At 65.9% G+C, this 17,281-nt stretch carries 14 protein-coding genes; 7 read left to right on the top strand and 7 right to left on the bottom strand.

From position 1 onward, the window contains the following. The first annotated feature begins 40 nt into the window (after positions 1-40). The 4 genes from trmB to CH251_RS24095 all read left to right on the top strand — a co-directional run bounded on the left by trmB (position 41) and on the right by CH251_RS24095 (position 6,833). Positions 41-799 (top strand): tRNA (guanosine(46)-N7)-methyltransferase TrmB, encoded by a 759-nt coding sequence (gene trmB / locus CH251_RS24110; protein WP_094615432.1) that lies wholly within the window; start codon positions 41-43, stop codon positions 797-799. Positions 800-813: 14 nt separating this feature from the next. Continuing rightward, the gene (locus CH251_RS24105) at positions 814-1,500 is read left to right on the top strand and encodes an NYN domain-containing protein (RefSeq protein ID WP_230596533.1); all 687 of its coding nucleotides are present in this window, start codon (positions 814-816) and stop codon (positions 1,498-1,500) included. Then, positions 1,501-4,590, top strand: a complete 3,090-nt coding sequence (locus CH251_RS24100; RefSeq protein WP_094615431.1) for an MMPL family transporter — start codon at positions 1,501-1,503, stop codon at positions 4,588-4,590. It abuts the gene before it with no gap. A gap of 89 nt (positions 4,591-4,679) precedes the next feature. Continuing rightward, a complete protein-coding gene (locus CH251_RS24095) occupies positions 4,680-6,833 on the top strand; it encodes an MMPL family transporter (protein ID WP_094615430.1) in 2,154 nt (717 codons plus the stop codon). Between the two features lie 153 nt (positions 6,834-6,986). On the opposite strand, the gene CH251_RS24090 is transcribed toward CH251_RS24095, so the two are convergent. The 3 genes from CH251_RS24090 to CH251_RS24080 all read right to left on the bottom strand — a co-directional run bounded on the left by CH251_RS24090 (position 6,987) and on the right by CH251_RS24080 (position 10,748). Then, a complete protein-coding gene (locus tag CH251_RS24090; protein ID WP_179273427.1) occupies positions 6,987-8,888 on the bottom strand; it encodes a DUF2339 domain-containing protein in 1,902 nt (633 codons plus the stop codon). A gap of 75 nt (positions 8,889-8,963) precedes the next feature. Next, the gene (locus CH251_RS24085) at positions 8,964-9,614 is read right to left on the bottom strand and encodes a DUF1707 domain-containing protein (protein WP_094615429.1); all 651 of its coding nucleotides are present in this window, start codon (positions 9,612-9,614) and stop codon (positions 8,964-8,966) included. Positions 9,615-9,635: 21 nt separating this feature from the next. Then, entirely contained in the window at positions 9,636-10,748 is a 1,113-nt protein-coding gene (locus CH251_RS24080; RefSeq protein ID WP_094615428.1) for a glycosyltransferase, read from the bottom strand. Positions 10,749-10,857: 109 nt separating this feature from the next. Here CH251_RS24080 and CH251_RS24075 point away from each other — a divergent pair, with 109 nt between their 5' ends. After that, the gene (locus tag CH251_RS24075; protein ID WP_094615427.1) at positions 10,858-11,247 is read left to right on the top strand and encodes a MarR family transcriptional regulator; all 390 of its coding nucleotides are present in this window, start codon (positions 10,858-10,860) and stop codon (positions 11,245-11,247) included. 2 nt (positions 11,248-11,249) lie between these two features. On the opposite strand, the gene CH251_RS24070 is transcribed toward CH251_RS24075, so the two are convergent. From CH251_RS24070 to CH251_RS24055, 4 genes are read right to left on the bottom strand one after another with little or no spacing between them, the layout of a single operon-like run. Beyond that, on the bottom strand, positions 11,250-11,471 hold the full coding sequence (locus tag CH251_RS24070) for an autophagy-related protein 2 (protein WP_094615426.1): 222 nt from the start codon (positions 11,469-11,471) through the stop codon (positions 11,250-11,252). Between the two features lie 37 nt (positions 11,472-11,508). After that, positions 11,509-12,135: a response regulator transcription factor gene (locus CH251_RS24065; protein WP_179273463.1), complete on the bottom strand. Its 627-nt coding sequence runs from the start codon at positions 12,133-12,135 to the stop codon at positions 11,509-11,511. 29 nt (positions 12,136-12,164) lie between these two features. After that, a complete protein-coding gene (macS, locus tag CH251_RS24060; RefSeq protein WP_094615425.1) occupies positions 12,165-13,334 on the bottom strand; it encodes a MacS family sensor histidine kinase in 1,170 nt (389 codons plus the stop codon). Continuing rightward, the gene (locus CH251_RS24055) at positions 13,321-14,499 is read right to left on the bottom strand and encodes an AI-2E family transporter (protein ID WP_094615453.1); all 1,179 of its coding nucleotides are present in this window, start codon (positions 14,497-14,499) and stop codon (positions 13,321-13,323) included. Before CH251_RS24055 ends, macS begins: the two co-directional genes overlap by 14 nt. A gap of 142 nt (positions 14,500-14,641) precedes the next feature. Here CH251_RS24055 and CH251_RS24050 point away from each other — a divergent pair, with 142 nt between their 5' ends. Next, on the top strand, positions 14,642-16,117 hold the full coding sequence (locus CH251_RS24050) for an adenylate/guanylate cyclase domain-containing protein (protein WP_094615452.1): 1,476 nt from the start codon (positions 14,642-14,644) through the stop codon (positions 16,115-16,117). 9 nt (positions 16,118-16,126) lie between these two features. Next, positions 16,127-17,257 carry a YbhN family protein gene (locus CH251_RS24045; RefSeq protein ID WP_094615424.1) on the top strand — a complete coding sequence of 377 codons (1,131 nt, stop codon included), beginning with the start codon at positions 16,127-16,129 and terminating at the stop codon, positions 17,255-17,257. Positions 17,258-17,281: the final 24 nt, after the last annotated feature.

Genomic DNA, 17,281 nt, shown 5'->3' with positions numbered 1-17,281 from the left:
TCAACTTCAACTCGAGACCCACCTGTCACACGCCCCGCCGATGCGCGACAATGGACCGGTGAACGAGCCCCAGGACCCCTCTGTCGACACCGAGGAGAATGCCGTGAAGACCCAGGAACGGGGCTCACGGCTGTACCCCCGAGTGACGAGTTTCCGCTCTCGGCGCGGAGCGCTGACCGAAGCGCAGCAGACCACCTGGGACAACCTGTGGCCGCGCATCGGCCGCGACGTGGCCGACGAGCAGATCGACATCGACGCCTGGTTCGGGCGCAGCGGCCCGGCGATTCTCGAGATCGGCTCGGGTACGGGCACCGCCACCACGGCGATGGCGTCGGCCGAGCCGCACGTCAACCTCATGGCCGTCGAGGTCTACCGCCCCGGCCTGGCCCAGACACTGCAGCAGATCGAACGAGAAGGAATCGAGAACGTTCGGTTGCTGCGCGGGGATGCGATGGACGTGCTCGAGAACATGCTGACCTCGGAATCGTTGACCGGCGTCCGCGTCTTCTTCCCCGACCCGTGGCCCAAGGTTCGACACCACAAGCGTCGGCTGCTGCAGGGTCCGACGTTCGCGATGATCGCGGATCGATTGAAGCCCGGTGGCGTTCTGCACGTGGCAACCGACCATGCCGAATACGCTGAGTGGATTGCCGAGGCCGGGAACGCCGAGCCCGGTCTGACCGTTCTCGATTGGGAATCGCCCATGACACACGAGCGACCGGTGACCAAGTTCGAGGGCAAGGCACAGCTTGTCGGTAGCTCGGTGACGGAATTGATCTGGGGAAAGAAGACAGCATGAGCGTCAGTACGGACATGCCCGACACCGTTGTCGACCCCTCGGAACTCGGCGCGATCGGTGAATCGCGCCACAGCAAACGCGTCCTGCTGGTGTGGGACGCCCCGAACCTGGACATGGGACTCGGCGCAATTCTGGGTGGCCGACCCACCGCCGCCTACCGTCCGCGCTTCGATGCCCTGGGCCGATGGCTGCTCAGCCGCACCGCCGAACTCTCCACCTCCGGCACCGCGACGCTCGAACCCGAGGCCACGGTGTTCACCAACATCGCCCCCGGCAGCGCAGATGTGGTCCGACCCTGGGTCGAAGCATTGCGTAACGTGGGTTTCGCGGTGTTCGCCAAGCCCAAGGTCGACGAAGACAGTGACGTCGACGCAGACATGCTCGACCACATCGACTTCCGCAACCGTGACGGCGGCCTCGCCGGGGTCATGGTCGCGTCCGCCGACGGTCAGGCGTTCAAGGGTCCACTGGAGGCCATCGCAGCAACCGGAGTGCCCGTACAGGTGCTGGGCTTCCGGGAGCACGCAAGCTGGGCTGTCACGTCGGACATCCTGGAGTTCCTCGACCTCGAGGACATTCCGGGCGTCTTCCGTGAGCCACTGCCACGGGTGAGTCTGGATTCGCTTCCCGACGAAGGTGCGTGGCTGCAGCCCTTCCGACCGCTGTCCGCCCTGCTCGTCGGGCGCCAAGGAGTTTCTTAAGTGTTCGCCAGATGGGGAGACATCGTCTACCGCCTGCGGTACACCGTTATCGGTGTCATGGTGGCCGGGCTGCTGGGCTTCGCTGCCTACGGTCTCGATCTCAACAGCCATCTCAGTCAGAGCGGTTGGGACGATCCGACGTCGGAATCGGCCCAGGCTGCCCGTCTGGCGGACACCACATTCGGTCGCGACAAGCAGGGTGACGTCATCGTCCTCTACACCGCGCCCGAGGGATCGACGATCGACGACCCCGAGTTCCAAGCCGAGATCGTGGCCAACCTCGACTCCCTCGCCGCCGACCACCCGGACCAGATCGAGAAGGTCAACGGCAGCTACTTCCGCACGGCGACTGCGCCGAACCTCGCCGCACTGGGCACCGCCGACAAGCAGCACGCCATCGCCAGCATTGCCATCGCCGGTGCCAACGACACCGAACTGACCAACAACTTCCAGGCCGTCAAGGACGTCTTCTACATCGACGGCGTGAACGTGCAGGTGACCGGTCTGCAGGCCGTCGCGGGCGCGTTGCAATCGACGATGGCCGGCGACATCCAGCGCATGGAGATCCTCGCCATCCCCGCCGTCGCGGTGCTGCTGTTCTTCATCTTCGGCGGCGTCGTCGCGGCCGCTCTTCCGTTGATCATCGGTGGTCTGACGGTCGTCGGGGCCAACGGCATCGTGAAGGTGTTCACCAACTTCACCGAGGTCAACTCGTTCGTCGCACCCGTGGTCTCGCTCGTCGGCCTCGGCTTGGCCATCGACTACGGATTGTTCATCGTCTCGAGATTCCGAGAAGAACTCGGCGATGGCTACTCGACGCCACAGGCCGTGCGCCGGACCGTCATGACGGCCGGTCGCACCGTGGTGTTCTCCGCGACGATGATCGTCGCGTCCCTCGGTGGTCTGTTGCTGTTCCCGCAGGGCTTCCTCAAGTCGGTGGCCTACGGCTCGATCGCCACCGTTGCACTCGCCGCCCTGACGGCGATCACGATCCTGCCCGCGATGCTCGCGATCCTCGGCCCCCGCGTCGACGCCCTCGGTCTGAAGTTCATGCGCAAGACCAAGTCCAGCGAGGAGATCGAGAACGGCATGTGGGGCCGCCTCACTCGCTGGGTGATGCGCAATCCCGTCAAGGTCACCGTCCCGATCGTGCTCGGTTTGGTGCTGCTGACGCTGCCCGTCGGCAACATCAAGTTCGGCGGCATCAACGAGACCTATCTGCCGCCGGACAACGTCACCCGTGAAGCGCAGGGCGAGTTCGATTCGCTCTTCCCCGGCCAACGCACCGAGCCGATCAAATTGGTCATCTCGAACGCGCAGGGTGCCAACCTCGCCGCGATCACCAATCAGGCGAACAATGCTCCCGGCCTCGTCGAGCAGTTCTCTCCGGTCGGTGCCAGCAAGGACGGGATCATCGTCTTCAAGGCCGGACTGGTCGACCGCAACGATTCCAAGCCCGCCATCGACTTCCTCCGCAGTATCGACGTGCCCGACGGCGCTTCGGTCCTCGTCGGCGGTACCCCTGCCATCGAGCAGGACTCGATCAGTGCGCTCATCGACAAGCTGCCGCTGATGGCCGTCCTGGTGGTGTTCATCGTGACGCTGTTGATGTTCCTGACGTTCGGATCGTTGGTGCTGCCGATCAAGGCGGTGCTCATGACCGTCCTCGGTCTCGGTGCCACCATGGGCATCCTGACGTGGATATTCATCGACGGCAACGGTGCGGGGCTGATGAACTTCACCCCTGGGCCGATCATGGCTCCGGTATTGGTGCTGATCATCTCGATTGTGTTCGGCTTGTCCACGGACTACGAGGTGTTCCTGCTCTCTCGCATGGTCGAAGCGCGCGAAAAGGGCGCGAGCACAAGCGAAGCCATCCGCATCGGAACCTCGCATACCGGGCGCATCATCACCGCCGCGGCATTGATCCTCATCGTCGTCACCGGCGCGTTCGCGTTCTCCGATCTGGTGATGATGAAGTACATCGCCTACGGCATGATCGCCGCCCTCATCATCGACGCCACCCTCATCCGCATGTTCCTCGTGCCTGCCACGATGAAACTGCTCGGCGACGACTGCTGGTGGGCCCCGCAGTGGATGAAGCGGATTCAGCAGAAGCTCGGACTCGGCGAGACCATCCTCGAGGACGAGCTGCTCCCCATGGCAGACGTGCCCGAGCTCGCTCTCGCGGGCGGTGCACCGTCGACCACGGTTGCGCCGCCGATGCGTCCGGCACCGCGCCGCAACGAGCCGCTCACCGAACCCATTCCCGTGGTCGCACCGCACGGCGGCGGCCCCATTCGGGCGACCCACGCGGCGAAGGAAGAATCCCGACGCAGTGTGACAGGGCGTCCGGCAACCCCACCCGAGCCGACCCGTGCGGCTCCCGCCACACCTGCTGCACCGGCTGCCCGACCCACCCCGACTCCGCCTCGGGCCCAGGCCGCTCCGCAGGAACAACCGGCTCCCAGGCCTGCCCCGAGCCGGCCGGTTGCGCCGCGGCCGACCGTCGAACCGGAACCGACCCAGGCAGCGGAGGTCGTACGGCCTGCACCGCCGGTCAACCCGGTGGCTGCTCCCCCGTCGGCTCAGCCGCCCCGCGCACCGAGCGCACCGCGTCCACCCGCCGCGCCGCCGAGCCGAACCCGGGCCGCACGCGCGCCTCGCGCCGAGGAACCGGATTCTCGGTCCATCGAGAGCTGGCTCGCCGACCTGCGAGCACCCAGCGCATCACCACCCCCGAGCACACCGCGCAACGGGTCGACCGCCAACGGGTCCGATCACAGCGGTTCGAACGAGAACAGCTCGCCGCAGACCGGTTCCGAACGCAACGGCCACAGCAACAACGGGTCCGAAAGAAACGGCAACGGCAACAACGGATCCGAGCGCAACGGTACCGAGCAGACCGGTGCCGAGCGCAACGGCAACAACGGATCCGCGTCGAGCGAATCCCCGTCCGAGAAGCCGTCGGGCCGTCGAGCGGCTCCGACCACCGAGGGCGGCGACAGCGGTCGTCATCGCGGCGGCGAGAACGGACACGTGCTCAGCGTCAGTGAACTGCTCGCACGCGAGCGCAACCGTTCACGCTGACGCTCATGTGATCGGCTAACCTCCCTGAGCCGAAGTGTTCACTCACGTGGCGGCGGTAGTCGCGTGCATCCAGGGGGAGTTACACACACGTGTTCGTTCGATGGGGAAATTTCGTCCACCGACTCCGGTACACCGTTCTCGGTGTCATGGTGGCCGGGCTGTCGATCCTGGCGGCGTACGGCTGGGATCTCACCGACCACTTGAGCCAGAGCGGTTTCGACGATCCGACGTCGCAATCTGCTGCTGCGAACAACCTCGCCGAGGAGACGTTCGGCCGCAATGCCGAGGGCGATGTGATCGTCCTCTATACCGCTCCCGAGGGTTCGACGATCGACGACCCAGCGTTCGACGCTGCGGTCGTCGGCAATCTCGACTCGCTGGTGGCCGAGTATCCGGACCGAATCGCGAAGATCAACGGCAGCTACTTCCGGACTGCCGAGGCACCGGTGTTGGCGGCTCTCGGTACCACGGACAAGCAGCACGCCATCGCCAGCATTGCGATCGTCGGCACCAACGACACCGAACTGACCGATAACTTCCAGGCCGTCCAGAACGCGTTCTACATCGACGGAATCGACGTACAGGTCGCGGGCCAACAGGCCGTGGCGGCCGCCCTCCAGTCGACGATGACCGACGACATCCACCGCATGGAGATCCTCGCCATCCCGGCGGTGGCGGTGCTGCTGTTCTTCGTGTTCGGCGGCGTCGTGGCCGCTGCGCTGCCGCTCATCGTCGGCGCACTGACCGTCGTCGGTGCCAACGGCATCGTGAAGCTGTTCACCCACGTCACCGAAGTGAACACCTTCGTTGCACCGGTGGTGTCCCTGGTGGGACTCGGTTTGGCGATCGATTACGGACTGTTCATCGTGTCGCGTTTCCGAGAGGAACTGGGCGACGGCCGGTCGACGCCCGATGCCGTCCGTCGATCGGTCATGACGGCCGGTCGCACGGTGGCGTTCTCGGCGACGATCATCGTCGCGTGCCTCGGTGGTCTTTTGCTGTTTCCGCACGGGTTCCTGCGATCGGTCGCCCTGGGTTCGATTGCGACGGTCACACTCGCGGCGCTGACCGCGATCACCGTGCTGCCGGCCATTCTGTCCATTCTCGGCCCCCGCGTCGACGCGCTCGGTCTGGCCTTCATGCGCAAGACCAAGTCCTCGGAGGAGATCGAGAACGGGATGTGGGGCAAGCTCACCACCTGGGTGATGCGCAACCCCATCAAGGTGGTCGTCACCATCGTGCTCGGACTGCTGGCGCTGACTCTTCCGATCGGGAACCTCGCGTTCGGCGGCATCAACGAGACGTATCTGCCACCGGACAATCCGACGCGGGTGGCGCAGGAACAGTTCGACGAACTGTTCCCCGGCCAGCGCACCGAGCCGATCGAGTTGGTCATCCAGAACGCCCAGGGGTCGAACCTCGCCGCCATCACCACCCAGGCGAACAACGCACCAGGCCTCGTCGAGCAGTTCACCCCCGTCGGTGCCAGCAAGGACGGCATCATCGTCTTCAAGGCCGGACTGATCGATCGCAACGACGCAGCGCCCGCCATCGAATTCCTACGCAGCATCGACACTCCCGAGGGCACCTCGATGGAAGTGACGGGAACGCCTGCAATCGAACGGGATTCGATCGATGCGCTGGTGGACCGTCTACCCCTGATGGCGGTACTGGTCGTCATCGTGGTGACCGTACTGATGTTCCTGACGTTCGGATCCTTGGTGTTGCCGATCAAGGCGGTGCTGATGACGACCCTCGGGCTCGGTGCCACGATGGGCATTCTGACGTGGATCTTCATCGACGGCCACGGCGCGGCGTGGCTGAATTTCACGCCCGGGCCGATCATGGCGATGATTCTGCTGCTGATCGCCGCCATCGTGTTCGGACTGTCCACCGACTACGAGGTGTTCCTCCTCTCTCGTATGGTCGAAGCTCGCGAGAACGGTTCCAGTACAAGCGAAGCCATCCACATCGGCACCTCGCACACCGGACGCATCATCACCGCCGCGGCCCTGATCCTCATCGTCGTCACCGGAGCATTCGCGTTCTCCGATCTGGTGATGATGAAGTACATCGCCTACGGCATGATCGCGGCCCTGATCATCGATGCCACCGTCATTCGCATGTTCCTGGTGCCCGCGACGATGAAACTGCTCGGCGATGCGAGCTGGTGGGCGCCGGCAGGCATGAAGCGCATGCAACGCAAGCTCGGACTCGGCGAAACGGTTCCGAAAGACGACTGACGCGCCGCCGCCCCACAACGCGTGAATGGACCACTGCACCGCCGAGACGTATGCAATGGTCCATTCACGCGGTGTGGCCGGACTCAGGTCGGGCGCGTCAATGGACCACTGCACTCCTCAGACGTATGCAGTGGTCCATTGACGCAGCGGGGGTCAGGAGGACACTGCCGCACTCTCTCGGTCCGCGAACACCTTGGCGTATCGGGTGCCCGCGATCAGCAGCAGCAGTCCCACTGCGATGAAGGCGATGACCCGGAAGAGTCCGTCCAGGGCGACGAGGTCGAACAGGAACAGTTTCGCGATGGCCGCGGCGGTCAAGGACAGTCCGGCCAGCAGGGCCAGGTGCGCGTGGGTGACGCTGCGCAGCCCGAATGCCAGGAGCGCGAAGGCTGCGATCATCCACTCGATGGTCGCCGCGGTGTGGCCTGCGGTGAATCCCGTTGTTTCGCCGCCGATTCCGATGCCGAGGGTCACCGTTGCCGCCGTCAGGCCGTACAGCGCGAGTAGGCCGGAGACGATGCCGAGGGCCTGCAGTCCGTCGTCGACCAGCTTCAGTTCGACCAGCACGTAAACGAAGGCGAATACCGTTGCAGCGAGCAGGATTCCGCCGACGGCGATACCGACACTGCCCACTGCGTGATCGGAGTCCAGCAGCGCCTGTGGCGGACTGACCGAGACGAACATCAGTGCGCCGATCACGCCGAATGCGCTGCCCATCGTGTACGCGAGCGCCGAGCGGGTGCTGTGCGCCACCGCGATCAGAGCCAACGCGACGGCGAAGAGCACGACAGGACGAATCTCGAGGGTCGTCGACTCGACTGCGGCCTGCAGCGTCGCCAAGGCTCCGATGACCGCGACGGTGATACGAGCGTGCACCGGCAACCAGTTCACCAGAACCACGATCGTCACCGCTGCAGCAGCAAGGACCAATTGAAGGGCGACGGTGGCCCCGCGATCGAAAACGTCCGCGGAGACCAGCACCGGCAGAGACGTGAGAGCGATCATCACGGTGGCGACCACATCGGAGACGTTGCGGCGCAACAACTCCAATGATGTGCCGATGCCGACGACCGCCACCGATACGACGACCAGGAGTAGCCGGAGGTCGCCGGTGGATCCGGACAGGTCGGCGCTCGCGATCGCAGCCAGTACTGCGCCGACGAGGGGTACGGTCCGAACGACCTGCAGGAGCTGCCAATTCCGACCGATCTGAGCCGGGAAACTGGCGACATAGGTGGCGATGAGGAACGCGATCAGGGTCAGGTCGAGGCCGTCGGTCAGCACCGGTCCACACACTGCGACTCCGGCGAGGATCAGCACCGCCATCGGCTGAGACTTCCACTGAACTGCGAGTGCCGTTCCGGCGGCAGCAATTCCGAATGCGGCGATCAGCCCGATCATGGGATCGAGCCAGCCGTACAGGACGGACGTCGCGAGTACATCGAGGTACAGGCCCGCGATGCCGGTGGCGGCGAGGGCGATGCCGCCGATGCGTCCGCCCGAGCGACCGAACACTCGGACGCCTGCACCGATCAGCGCGAGTGAGAACACTGCACCCGCCGCGACCTGCAGCGGAGGGCCGAACCACCCGGCCTGTGCAGCGAGAACGAGCAGCATCACCACACCGACGAGGGTGACGCCCGCGCCGGCGACAGCCAGCAGACGGCTGATGACACCGTCACGCTGCCACCACGGTTCGCGCGGCGGAGCCGGCGGTCGAGGCGCGACGACCGGCCCCCTGGGTGGTGCGGGGTAGGTCATGGCGGGCTGGGGCCGAACCATCTGCTGCCCCGTCGGTTGACGGACAGTGTGGCCGAACGGCTGACCGTAGGGCTGCGGGGGCATGTGTGGTGACGCCACCGGCGGCGGGACGGCGGGAGCGACCGGTGCCGACGCCTGCCGCGTGGGAGCGGGAGCCGTTGCGGCACCGAGCTGTGACTGCAGAGTCTGCAGATCGACGGCCACCTGGCGCATGTGGTCGCCCAGGGAATCGAAGCGGCTGGACAGTCGCGCGACGAGTTGCGGATCCAGCCCGGAGTTCTGGGAAGAAGTCATGGACTAGATCCTGCGAGCATTGCCGCCGAAAAGCGTGAGTAGTGCTACTCGGATCCCTCGAGTAGAAGCGCCTCGCTAGCCGAACATGCGACGGATCGAGCTACCGAAAGGATGCTTGGCGGTCACCGAGCCCAAGCGGACCTTGCCCGAGACCACGAGATGAAGCGGCCCGTACGGCGGTCCGGTGCGGACCTTGTTGGTGGCGCTACCCGCCACCGTCTCGACGCGGTTGAGATCGACGGTCGCCTCGGTCGGCACTATCAGTGTCACGGTGCTGCAGTAGTCGTCGACGTGTATCTCGACCATCTGCGTCGACATGACCGCCTGCGTGAAGTCGAGTGTCACCGTGGACATGCGGGTGGAGACGCGCAGGCTCGGCGGCACGTTCCACGGTCCCTTGCGGGTGATGGTGGACATGGTGCCGCGCAGTGTGTCCGACGCGCCGCTGCCGTGCCCCCAATGTTCCTGAACGACGCGGCGCGGGATCGGTTGCGGGGTGGGCGCGGCGAAGGGTTTCGGTGCCGGACGATGCTCCTCGGCGATCTGCATCCCGGGCAGGTCGGCAAGAACCGAGTTCAGTTCACCGCGGGTCTTCGACGCCAGTGCGGTGTCCATTCGCTCGGTGAACTCGCCGAGCGAGAGCATGCCCTGGCCCACGGCGCGTTGCAGCAGCTCTCCGACGTGTTCGCGTTCGGCATCGGACACTCGCAGATCCCTTGCCTCCATGCGTTCAGGGTAGCGAAGATCTCAGGCTGCGCGACCGCCCAGAACGGAGAGCATTCCGGACACCGACGCCGGCCATCCGAACTGTTCGGCGCGCAACCTGGCTGCGCTGCGGCGGCCGTCGACCGGTAGTTCGAGTACTCGTTCTATCTCGGCGGCGAATCCGTCTGCGGTGTTCTCGGAGGATCCGCCGCAGTGTGGGGTGACGATCTGCGCCAGCGCCGAGGTCTCGGAGACGACGACAGGGGTGCCCGCGGCGAGCGATTCCAATGCAGCGAGCCCGAATGTCTCGTGTGGTCCCGGTGCGAGAGCGATGTCCGCAGAGGCCAGCAGGTCTGCGACGGCCGCTCTGCCGTCGACGAAACCGAGGAAGTCGATGGGCAGGCCGCGGGCGCGTCGTTCGAGGCCGGCTCGGCGGGGGCCGTCGCCGGCGATGATCAGCCGCGCCCGCATTCCCGAATCGCACAGCGCAGCAAGCGAATCGATACTTCTCTCGACGTGCTTCTCCACCGACAGCCGACCGCAATGCACCAGCAGGCGATCGGCGTTGCCCAGCCATGCCGACCGGTTGCCCACGTGCCGACGCCGCGGATGGAACAGGTCGAGATCCACACCGAGCGGCACTCGGTGCACGTTGCGAACACCGATGCGCTCGAACTCCTGTTGCGCGAACTCCGTGGTGCACACGACGGCGTCGTACTGTTCGGCCGTACGCCGATTGGCCAGATCCGCGATGGGGCGGGCGCAGCGCATCGGCATCGTCTGCGCGAGCAGCCGGTCCAGGCGTTCGTGGGAGATCATCACGCTGCGCACGTCTCGGCGCGCAGCCCAGGCACCCATGCCGCGCAGCGTCAGTCGGTCCGATACCTCGATCACGTCCGGCCGCAGCCCCGCCGCCACCGAGGACACTCGGCGCGGGTCGGCCACCCGATACCCACCGGTGAGCGGGATCTGCGGTGCCGGCACCTCGATGCGCACCACTCCCGACGGCAGCAGTTCCTCGCTCCACTGCGCACCCGGCACGATCAGCGTCACCTCGTGTCCGCCGACCACATAGCCCGAACCGAGCTGGTCGACGGCCGTCCGCAAGCCGCCGGACCTCGGTCCGTAGAAGTTGGCCACCTGCACGATGCGCACCCGACCAGTCTCCCCAGCCGAGAGTCCGCACGACGGCGCGGTGATGGACAGTGGCCGAACCCTCACGTAATTCTGTGTGGGGATCGCTACCAACGGGTAGGTGAGACAGATGCGAGTGACACTGCAATCGACCGGTAACGCCCCCGCCCCCGAGGTCTGGGAACGCTACATGGAACCGACGGCCTGGAAGACCTGGGCTCCACAGATCATCGGCGTCGAGTACCGCGGTGAGCGCCTGGACGCCGACACCACCGGCCGAGTGCTGGGTCCGTTGGGCGTGCCGATCGACTTCCGCGTGCATTCGGTCGACGAGCGATCGTGGACGTGGGCGTGGTCGGCATGGTTCCAGAACCAGGCCATCGGGGTCGACCTGACGCACGGCGTCGTCTCGCGACCCAACGGGACCAGGGCGTGGTTGACGATCGACGGCCCGCTGCCCTTGGTGCTGCCGTACGTGCCGGTCGCCAAGTTCGCGCTCGGCAGGTTGTGCAGTCCGTAGCGTTATTCGGACCGCGTGACGGTTTTCTCGTCGGACTGATCGGCCACGTCGGTCGGCTCGGGCGTGGGTAGCGAGGACTCCTCGCCCGATCCGTCCAGATGGCCGTCGAACTCGTCGATGGCCTCGTCGCGCTCGGCGCCGGTCTGATCGAGATCGGCGTCGACCCCCTTCGAGTGCTTCGCCGGGTCGACGGTGGTGTCCACTGCATTTTCGTTGTCGGTCATGGGATGCAGAGTGCCCCTCGGCTACCGACGCAAACCCTCACAGCCCTTTTTCGATGGCGTAGCGGGTCAGTTCGACGCGGTTGGCCAGCTGTAGTTTTCGCAGGGTCGCCTGGACGTGGTTCTCGACGGTGCGATGGCTGAGCGTCAGTCGGGTCGCAATCTGCTTGGCGCTCAGTCCCTTTGCGACCAGTCGCAGCACTTCGGTCTCGCGGTCGGTCAGCGTCGGGCGAGTGTCGGATTCCGGCTCGGGCGAGGACGACATCCGCCGGAACTCCCCGAGTACCAGGCCCGCGAGGCCGGGAGTGAAGACCGCCTGCCCGGCCGATGTGGCGCGGACCGCGTCGAACAGTTCCTCGGCCGACGCGCTCTTGACCAGGTAACCCGTCGCACCCGCCTTGATGGCGTCGAGCACGTCACTGCGTTCCGCGGAGGCCGAGAGCACCAGAATCTTCGTCTCGGGCGACGCGTCCAGGACGGCGACGGTGGCGTCGGCTCCGTTGCCGTCGGGCAGATGCATGTCCATCAGCACGACGTCGGGTGTGGTCGCTCGGGCGCGACGCCCGGCAGCGGCGACGCCGTCCGCGGTGGCGACGACCCTGAATCCGGCGGCGTCGAGGTCCCGGGCGACGCCGTCTCGCCACATCGGGTGGTCGTCGACGACCATCACCGCGATGTCGGCATTCGCTTCCTCTGTCATTCCGGTCCCTTCGCTCGCGGAATGCGGATCTCCCATTCGGTGCCCTCACCCTCGTCGGTGTCGAGTATCGCAGTACCGCCGAGAGATTCGACGCGGCCGAGTATCGACTTCGAGACGCCCATCCGACCCTCGGCTTCGGCGGCGGCGAGCCGTCCGGCAGGGATGCCGCGTCCGTCGTCGCGAATACTGACGATCAGTTCTCCGTCGACGTCCTCGAGCAACACGTAGGCCTTCGCATCTGCTCCCGCGTGGAGTTCGACGTTGGACAGTGCGGTGGCCACGACGGCGGCGAGTTCCTCGGCGACGTCGGATTCGACCAGTACCGGATCGGCGGGCGTCGAGACCGAGATCGATGTGCCCGCCTGAGTTCGCAACAGTGCCCTGACGTCGACGATCGAGCCGGTGTGATCGTCCCGCGGAGCCGCCTGTTCCGAGATCAGCACGCGCAGAGCCACTTCCTGTTCGCCGGCCAGCTCGGCGAGTTCGGCTGCCGGACCGCCTATTTCGAGACCACGCCTGCGTACCAGGGCCAGCACCTGCAGCACTCCGTCGTGCACCTGCCGGGCCAGCCGTTCTCGCTCTTCGGTGATCGCGGCCGATCGTGCTGCGCGACGCAGTTCTTCGTGAGCGCGCCGGGCGGTGTTCGACGCCAATCCCAGTGCCAGTCCGGCCGAGAGCAGGACCGGGGCGGTGGCGTCGGACCAGAGGTCGGAGTCGAAGCGATCGCGGACGAGTGCGCTGACCACCGACATCGCCACCCCGGATGCAATTCCACCTTTGGGGCCCAACAGGATTGCGGCGGAGATGACGGCGTTGGTGGCCCACAGTGTGGTCGGCAGAGTCTGGCGGGTGCTGTACCAGTCGTAGTCGGCCACCAGTCGCGTCGACGCCATCAGAGCGATGACGATGATCTGATCGGCGAGCACCACCTGCCAGCGCGGCAGCGATGCGCGCGCGAGCATCAATGCCGATGCCCCGGACCACACGGCCATCAGAGCGACGAGAAACCAGCTCAGCCGCGGGTTGGTGTAGTTGTCCACGGTCGCGGCTTGATAACTGATCGCGTAGACGAGGGTGATCAGACGGAAGGCCTGCGAGGCCCGCCAGAGCGGGGTGTCGGGATCGGACGAGGTGAGCGTGGTCCGTACCCGGTCAGCCGTCCGCATCGTTGTCGGATTTCGGAATCGTCAGCTCTCCCTTGGCGAGCCGATCCGGCTCGTCGCTTCCGGGCGGGGTATCCGGATTGCTCGGCTCGGCGGAATACAGCGGGTCGGGTACCTCGAGTTCCTCGTAGACCTCGTCCGGGTCGTCGGCGAGCAGCGACCGCACGGCGGTGTTGAGGACGGCGACGATCGGCACCGCCAGCAGGCCTCCGACGATGCCCGCGAGCAGGATGCCGACGGTGATGGACAGGACCACCGCCAACGGGTGCAGTCGCACGGCGCGGCCCAGCAGGAGTGGTTGCAGCACATGGCCTTCGAGCTGCATGACGGCCACCACGATGCCGAGGGTGATCACCGCGGTGATCAGACCCTTGGTGACCAGTGCGATGAACACCGCGACGAATCCGGTCAGCACGGCACCGATGATCGGGATGAACGCTCCGATGAACACCAACGAGGCCAGCGGGAGTGCCAGTGGCACACCGAGAATGGCCAGCCCGGCTCCGATACCGATGGCATCGGCGGCCGCGACGGCAACCGTCGCCCTGACGTATCCCACCAGGGACCCGAAGCCCTGGATGCCCGCCGTGCGGATTCTTCTGCGGGCCGCAGTCGGAGCCAGCCGGGTCACGAACTGCCAAACCTGATCGCCGCCGTACAGGAAGAAGATGAGGATGAACAGGGTGAGCGCTGCGCCGGTGAGGATTTCACCGATCACCGTGGCGGTGGTCAACGCTCCACTGGTGACCGCTTCCTGGTTGTCCTGGATGACCTTGACGAGGTTGTCGGTGGCCTGCCTGATCTGATCCTCGCTGATGTGCAGCGGCCCGTTGCTGAGCCATTCCTCGACGCTGTTGATGGATTGGGTGAACTGATCACCCACCTGCGGCAGGCCCTCGATGAACTGCTCGACGATGAAGGTCATGATCCCGGCGACCACGCCGATGCTGGCGATGATCACTACGATCACCGCGACGGCCCGCGGCACTCCGCGCCGGTGCATCCAATCGACGACGGGAACGAGCATCGCCGACGCCAGGAGCGCCAGGCCCAACGGAATCACGACGGTGCTGAGCTTGGCCACAACGTAGGCAAAAGTGATGAATCCGGCAAACAGGACAAGCAGTCGCCACGTCCATTCCGCGCCGACCCGCACCAGTGGATGCACCGAATCCGCAGCCGAAGTGGGGCCCGGGGACGCCCCCGTACCTTGCGCCCGCAACTCGTCGGTGCTCACCCGCTAAATTTAACCCGTGCTGGCATCTTTCCGAGCGGTCTCGCTCACCCTGAAGAGTCGCTGGCCGCTCTATATGCTCTCGATGCTCATCGCCAACGTCTTCGGCGCGGTCCTCGTGTTCGCCTTCGTGCGATACGGCCTGCCCATCCCCGAATCGCAATCGATCGTCGCCGACCGCGTTCGCAACGTGTACATCTTCGGGGCGTACCTACTGGTGGCCTTGGTCGTCAGCCTGATCTACGCGTACTTCCTACTGCGCTCGGTGATCAGATGGCAGCTCCGCGGTGGCCCACCCACCCGCAAGGAACAGATGACGACGCTGCACGCGCCGTTGCGTCAGGCGATCGTGCACCTCATCCTGTGGATCATCGGCGGCATCATCTTCGTGCTGCTGACCATTGCGGAGATGCCGTCGCTGTCCATTGCCGTCATCGTGACCGTCGGCATGGCCGCCACCGTGACGTTCGGATTCACCTACATGCTCGGCGAGCGCATCCTGCGACCGGTCGCGGCACTCGCGTTGAGCGAGGGCCGATTCGACCGCACGATGACCCCCGGCGTCGGCACCCGCATGGCCATGACGTGGGGCCTGGGCACCTTGATGCCCGTCATCGGCATCATCCTGCTGTGCGCCACTCAGCTGACCACCGATCTGGTGTTCTCCCCCAACGCGCTCGCCGTGGCCATCATCCTGCTCAGCGTGCTGGCCATCGTGCAGGCGTTCGTGCTCTCGATGCTCACCGCGAGCCAGATCTCCGACCCGATCAGCCAGCTGCACAGCGCCATCGAGCGAGTTCAGCGCGGCGAGACCGACGTCGAGGTCGATGTGTTCGACGGCTCCGAGATCGGACGCCTGCAGGTGGGCTTCAACCGAATGATGGAGGAATCGGCCGAACGACGCGTCCTGCGAGAGCTGTTCGGCCAACACGTCGGAGAGGACGTGGCGCGTCGGGCATTGCAGTTCGGAACCGAGCTCGGCGGCGAGACACGATTCGTCGCAGTGCTGTTCGTCGACATGGTCGGCTCCACCGCCACCGCTTCCGAGCGCCCACCGGGCGAGGTAGTGGTGTTGCTCAACGAGTTCTTCCGAGTGGTCGTCGACGTCGTGGGACGTCATCACGGTTTCGTCAACAAATTCATGGGCGACGCGGCCCTCGCGATCTTCGGGGCCCCACTGGATCGTCCCGACGCACCCACCGCCGCGCTCGCTGCTGCCCGTGAACTGCGTTTCGCTCTCGACGAGATCACCGGGCTCGACATCGGCATCGGCGTATCGGCAGGTCTCGCCGTCGCCGGCAACATCGGAGCCTCGGAACGCTTCGAGTACACGGTCATCGGAGACCCGGTCAACGAGGCCTCGCGACTCACCGAGCTGGCGAAACTGCGTCCGGGACGCGTCCTGGCGTCGACCTCGGCCCTGTACTTCGCCGAGGACGAGGAACAGGAGCAGTGGGAGTTGGGCGACCAGGTTCAACTGCGTGGTCGACGACGGGCAACCCACCTGGCCTGGCCGGTGGACTATCCCGATCCCTCGCCGCTCGACGGTTAGTCTGACAAGGTGCCCGACCCCAGCTCCACCCGCGGACCCGCAGTGCGGCGTCCGCGAAACCGACTTCGGTGGGTCAAGTGGATCGCCGGAATCGCCCTGGTGGCGCTGCTGGTCGGTGAGGCGATCTATCTGTGGCCGCGGCTGCACGAATCCTGGACCGCCGTCCGCGAAATCCACTGGGGTTGGCTGGCGGCCTGCATATTCGCTCAAGCGGTGTCGCTGAGCGCCTTCGGCAGAGTGCAGAAGCAGTTGCTCGACGCAGGTGGAGTGAAGGTACGCCAGCGCAAGTCCGTGGCCGTCATCTACGGCAGCACCGCAATGGCGCTCACCCTCCCCGCAGGCCAGGTGTTCTCCACGGCGTTCACCTATCGCGAGACGCGCCGCTGGGGAGCGAGCCCGGTCGTCGCGTCCTGGCAGCTGGCCATCTCGGGCGTGATCGCCGCGGCAGGACTGGCCGTGCTCGGCGTCGCAGGCGGACTGGTGGTCGGCAGCTCGTTCAACACGTTCACCGTGGTGCTCCCGATCGCAGGCGTCATCGCCATCGTCGCCGCCGTTCGCTACATCTCCAATCACCCCGAGTCGATCAAGAGCATCGCGCGCTGGGGACTGCACAGATACAACGCATTCCGCAATCACGAGCTCGACGCGGGTGCCGAGGGGATCGACAAGATCATCGGCCAGATCCAGTCCGTTCAGCTCGGCAAACGCGACGGCGCGCTGGCTCTGTCGTGGTCCGCCGTGCATCGACTCGGCGACGTCGCCTGTTTGGCGTTCGCGTGCTTCGCCGTCGGCGCAGATCCGCGACTGTCGGGATTGCTGATCGCCTTCGCCGCAGGCAAGGCCGTCGGATCCGTTCCCCTCGCACCCGGCGGCCTGGTCGTCGTCGACGCCACCCTGATCGCGTTTCTCACCAGCGCTGCGTCGATCAGCGCATCGCAGGCCGTCGCGTCGGCGCTGGTGTACCGCGGCGTGAGTTTCATCCTCGTCGCCATCGTCGGGTGGATCGTGTTTCTCGTGCTGTTCCGCAAGCACCAGCACGCCGATCTCGAATTCGACATCGCGCTCGAGCAGCAGGAGACCGCCGAGTTGCGGCGTACCGAGGACATCCGCGACGCCAAGGGCGATCCGGAGCCCGCGTAGCGTGACGAGCTGTGCTGTCCGTCA

Source organism: Rhodococcus sp. 06-462-5 (assembly GCF_002258315.1).
Classification (GTDB): domain Bacteria; phylum Actinomycetota; class Actinomycetes; order Mycobacteriales; family Mycobacteriaceae; genus Rhodococcoides.
This window is presented reverse-complemented; position numbering and strand designations above follow the sequence as displayed.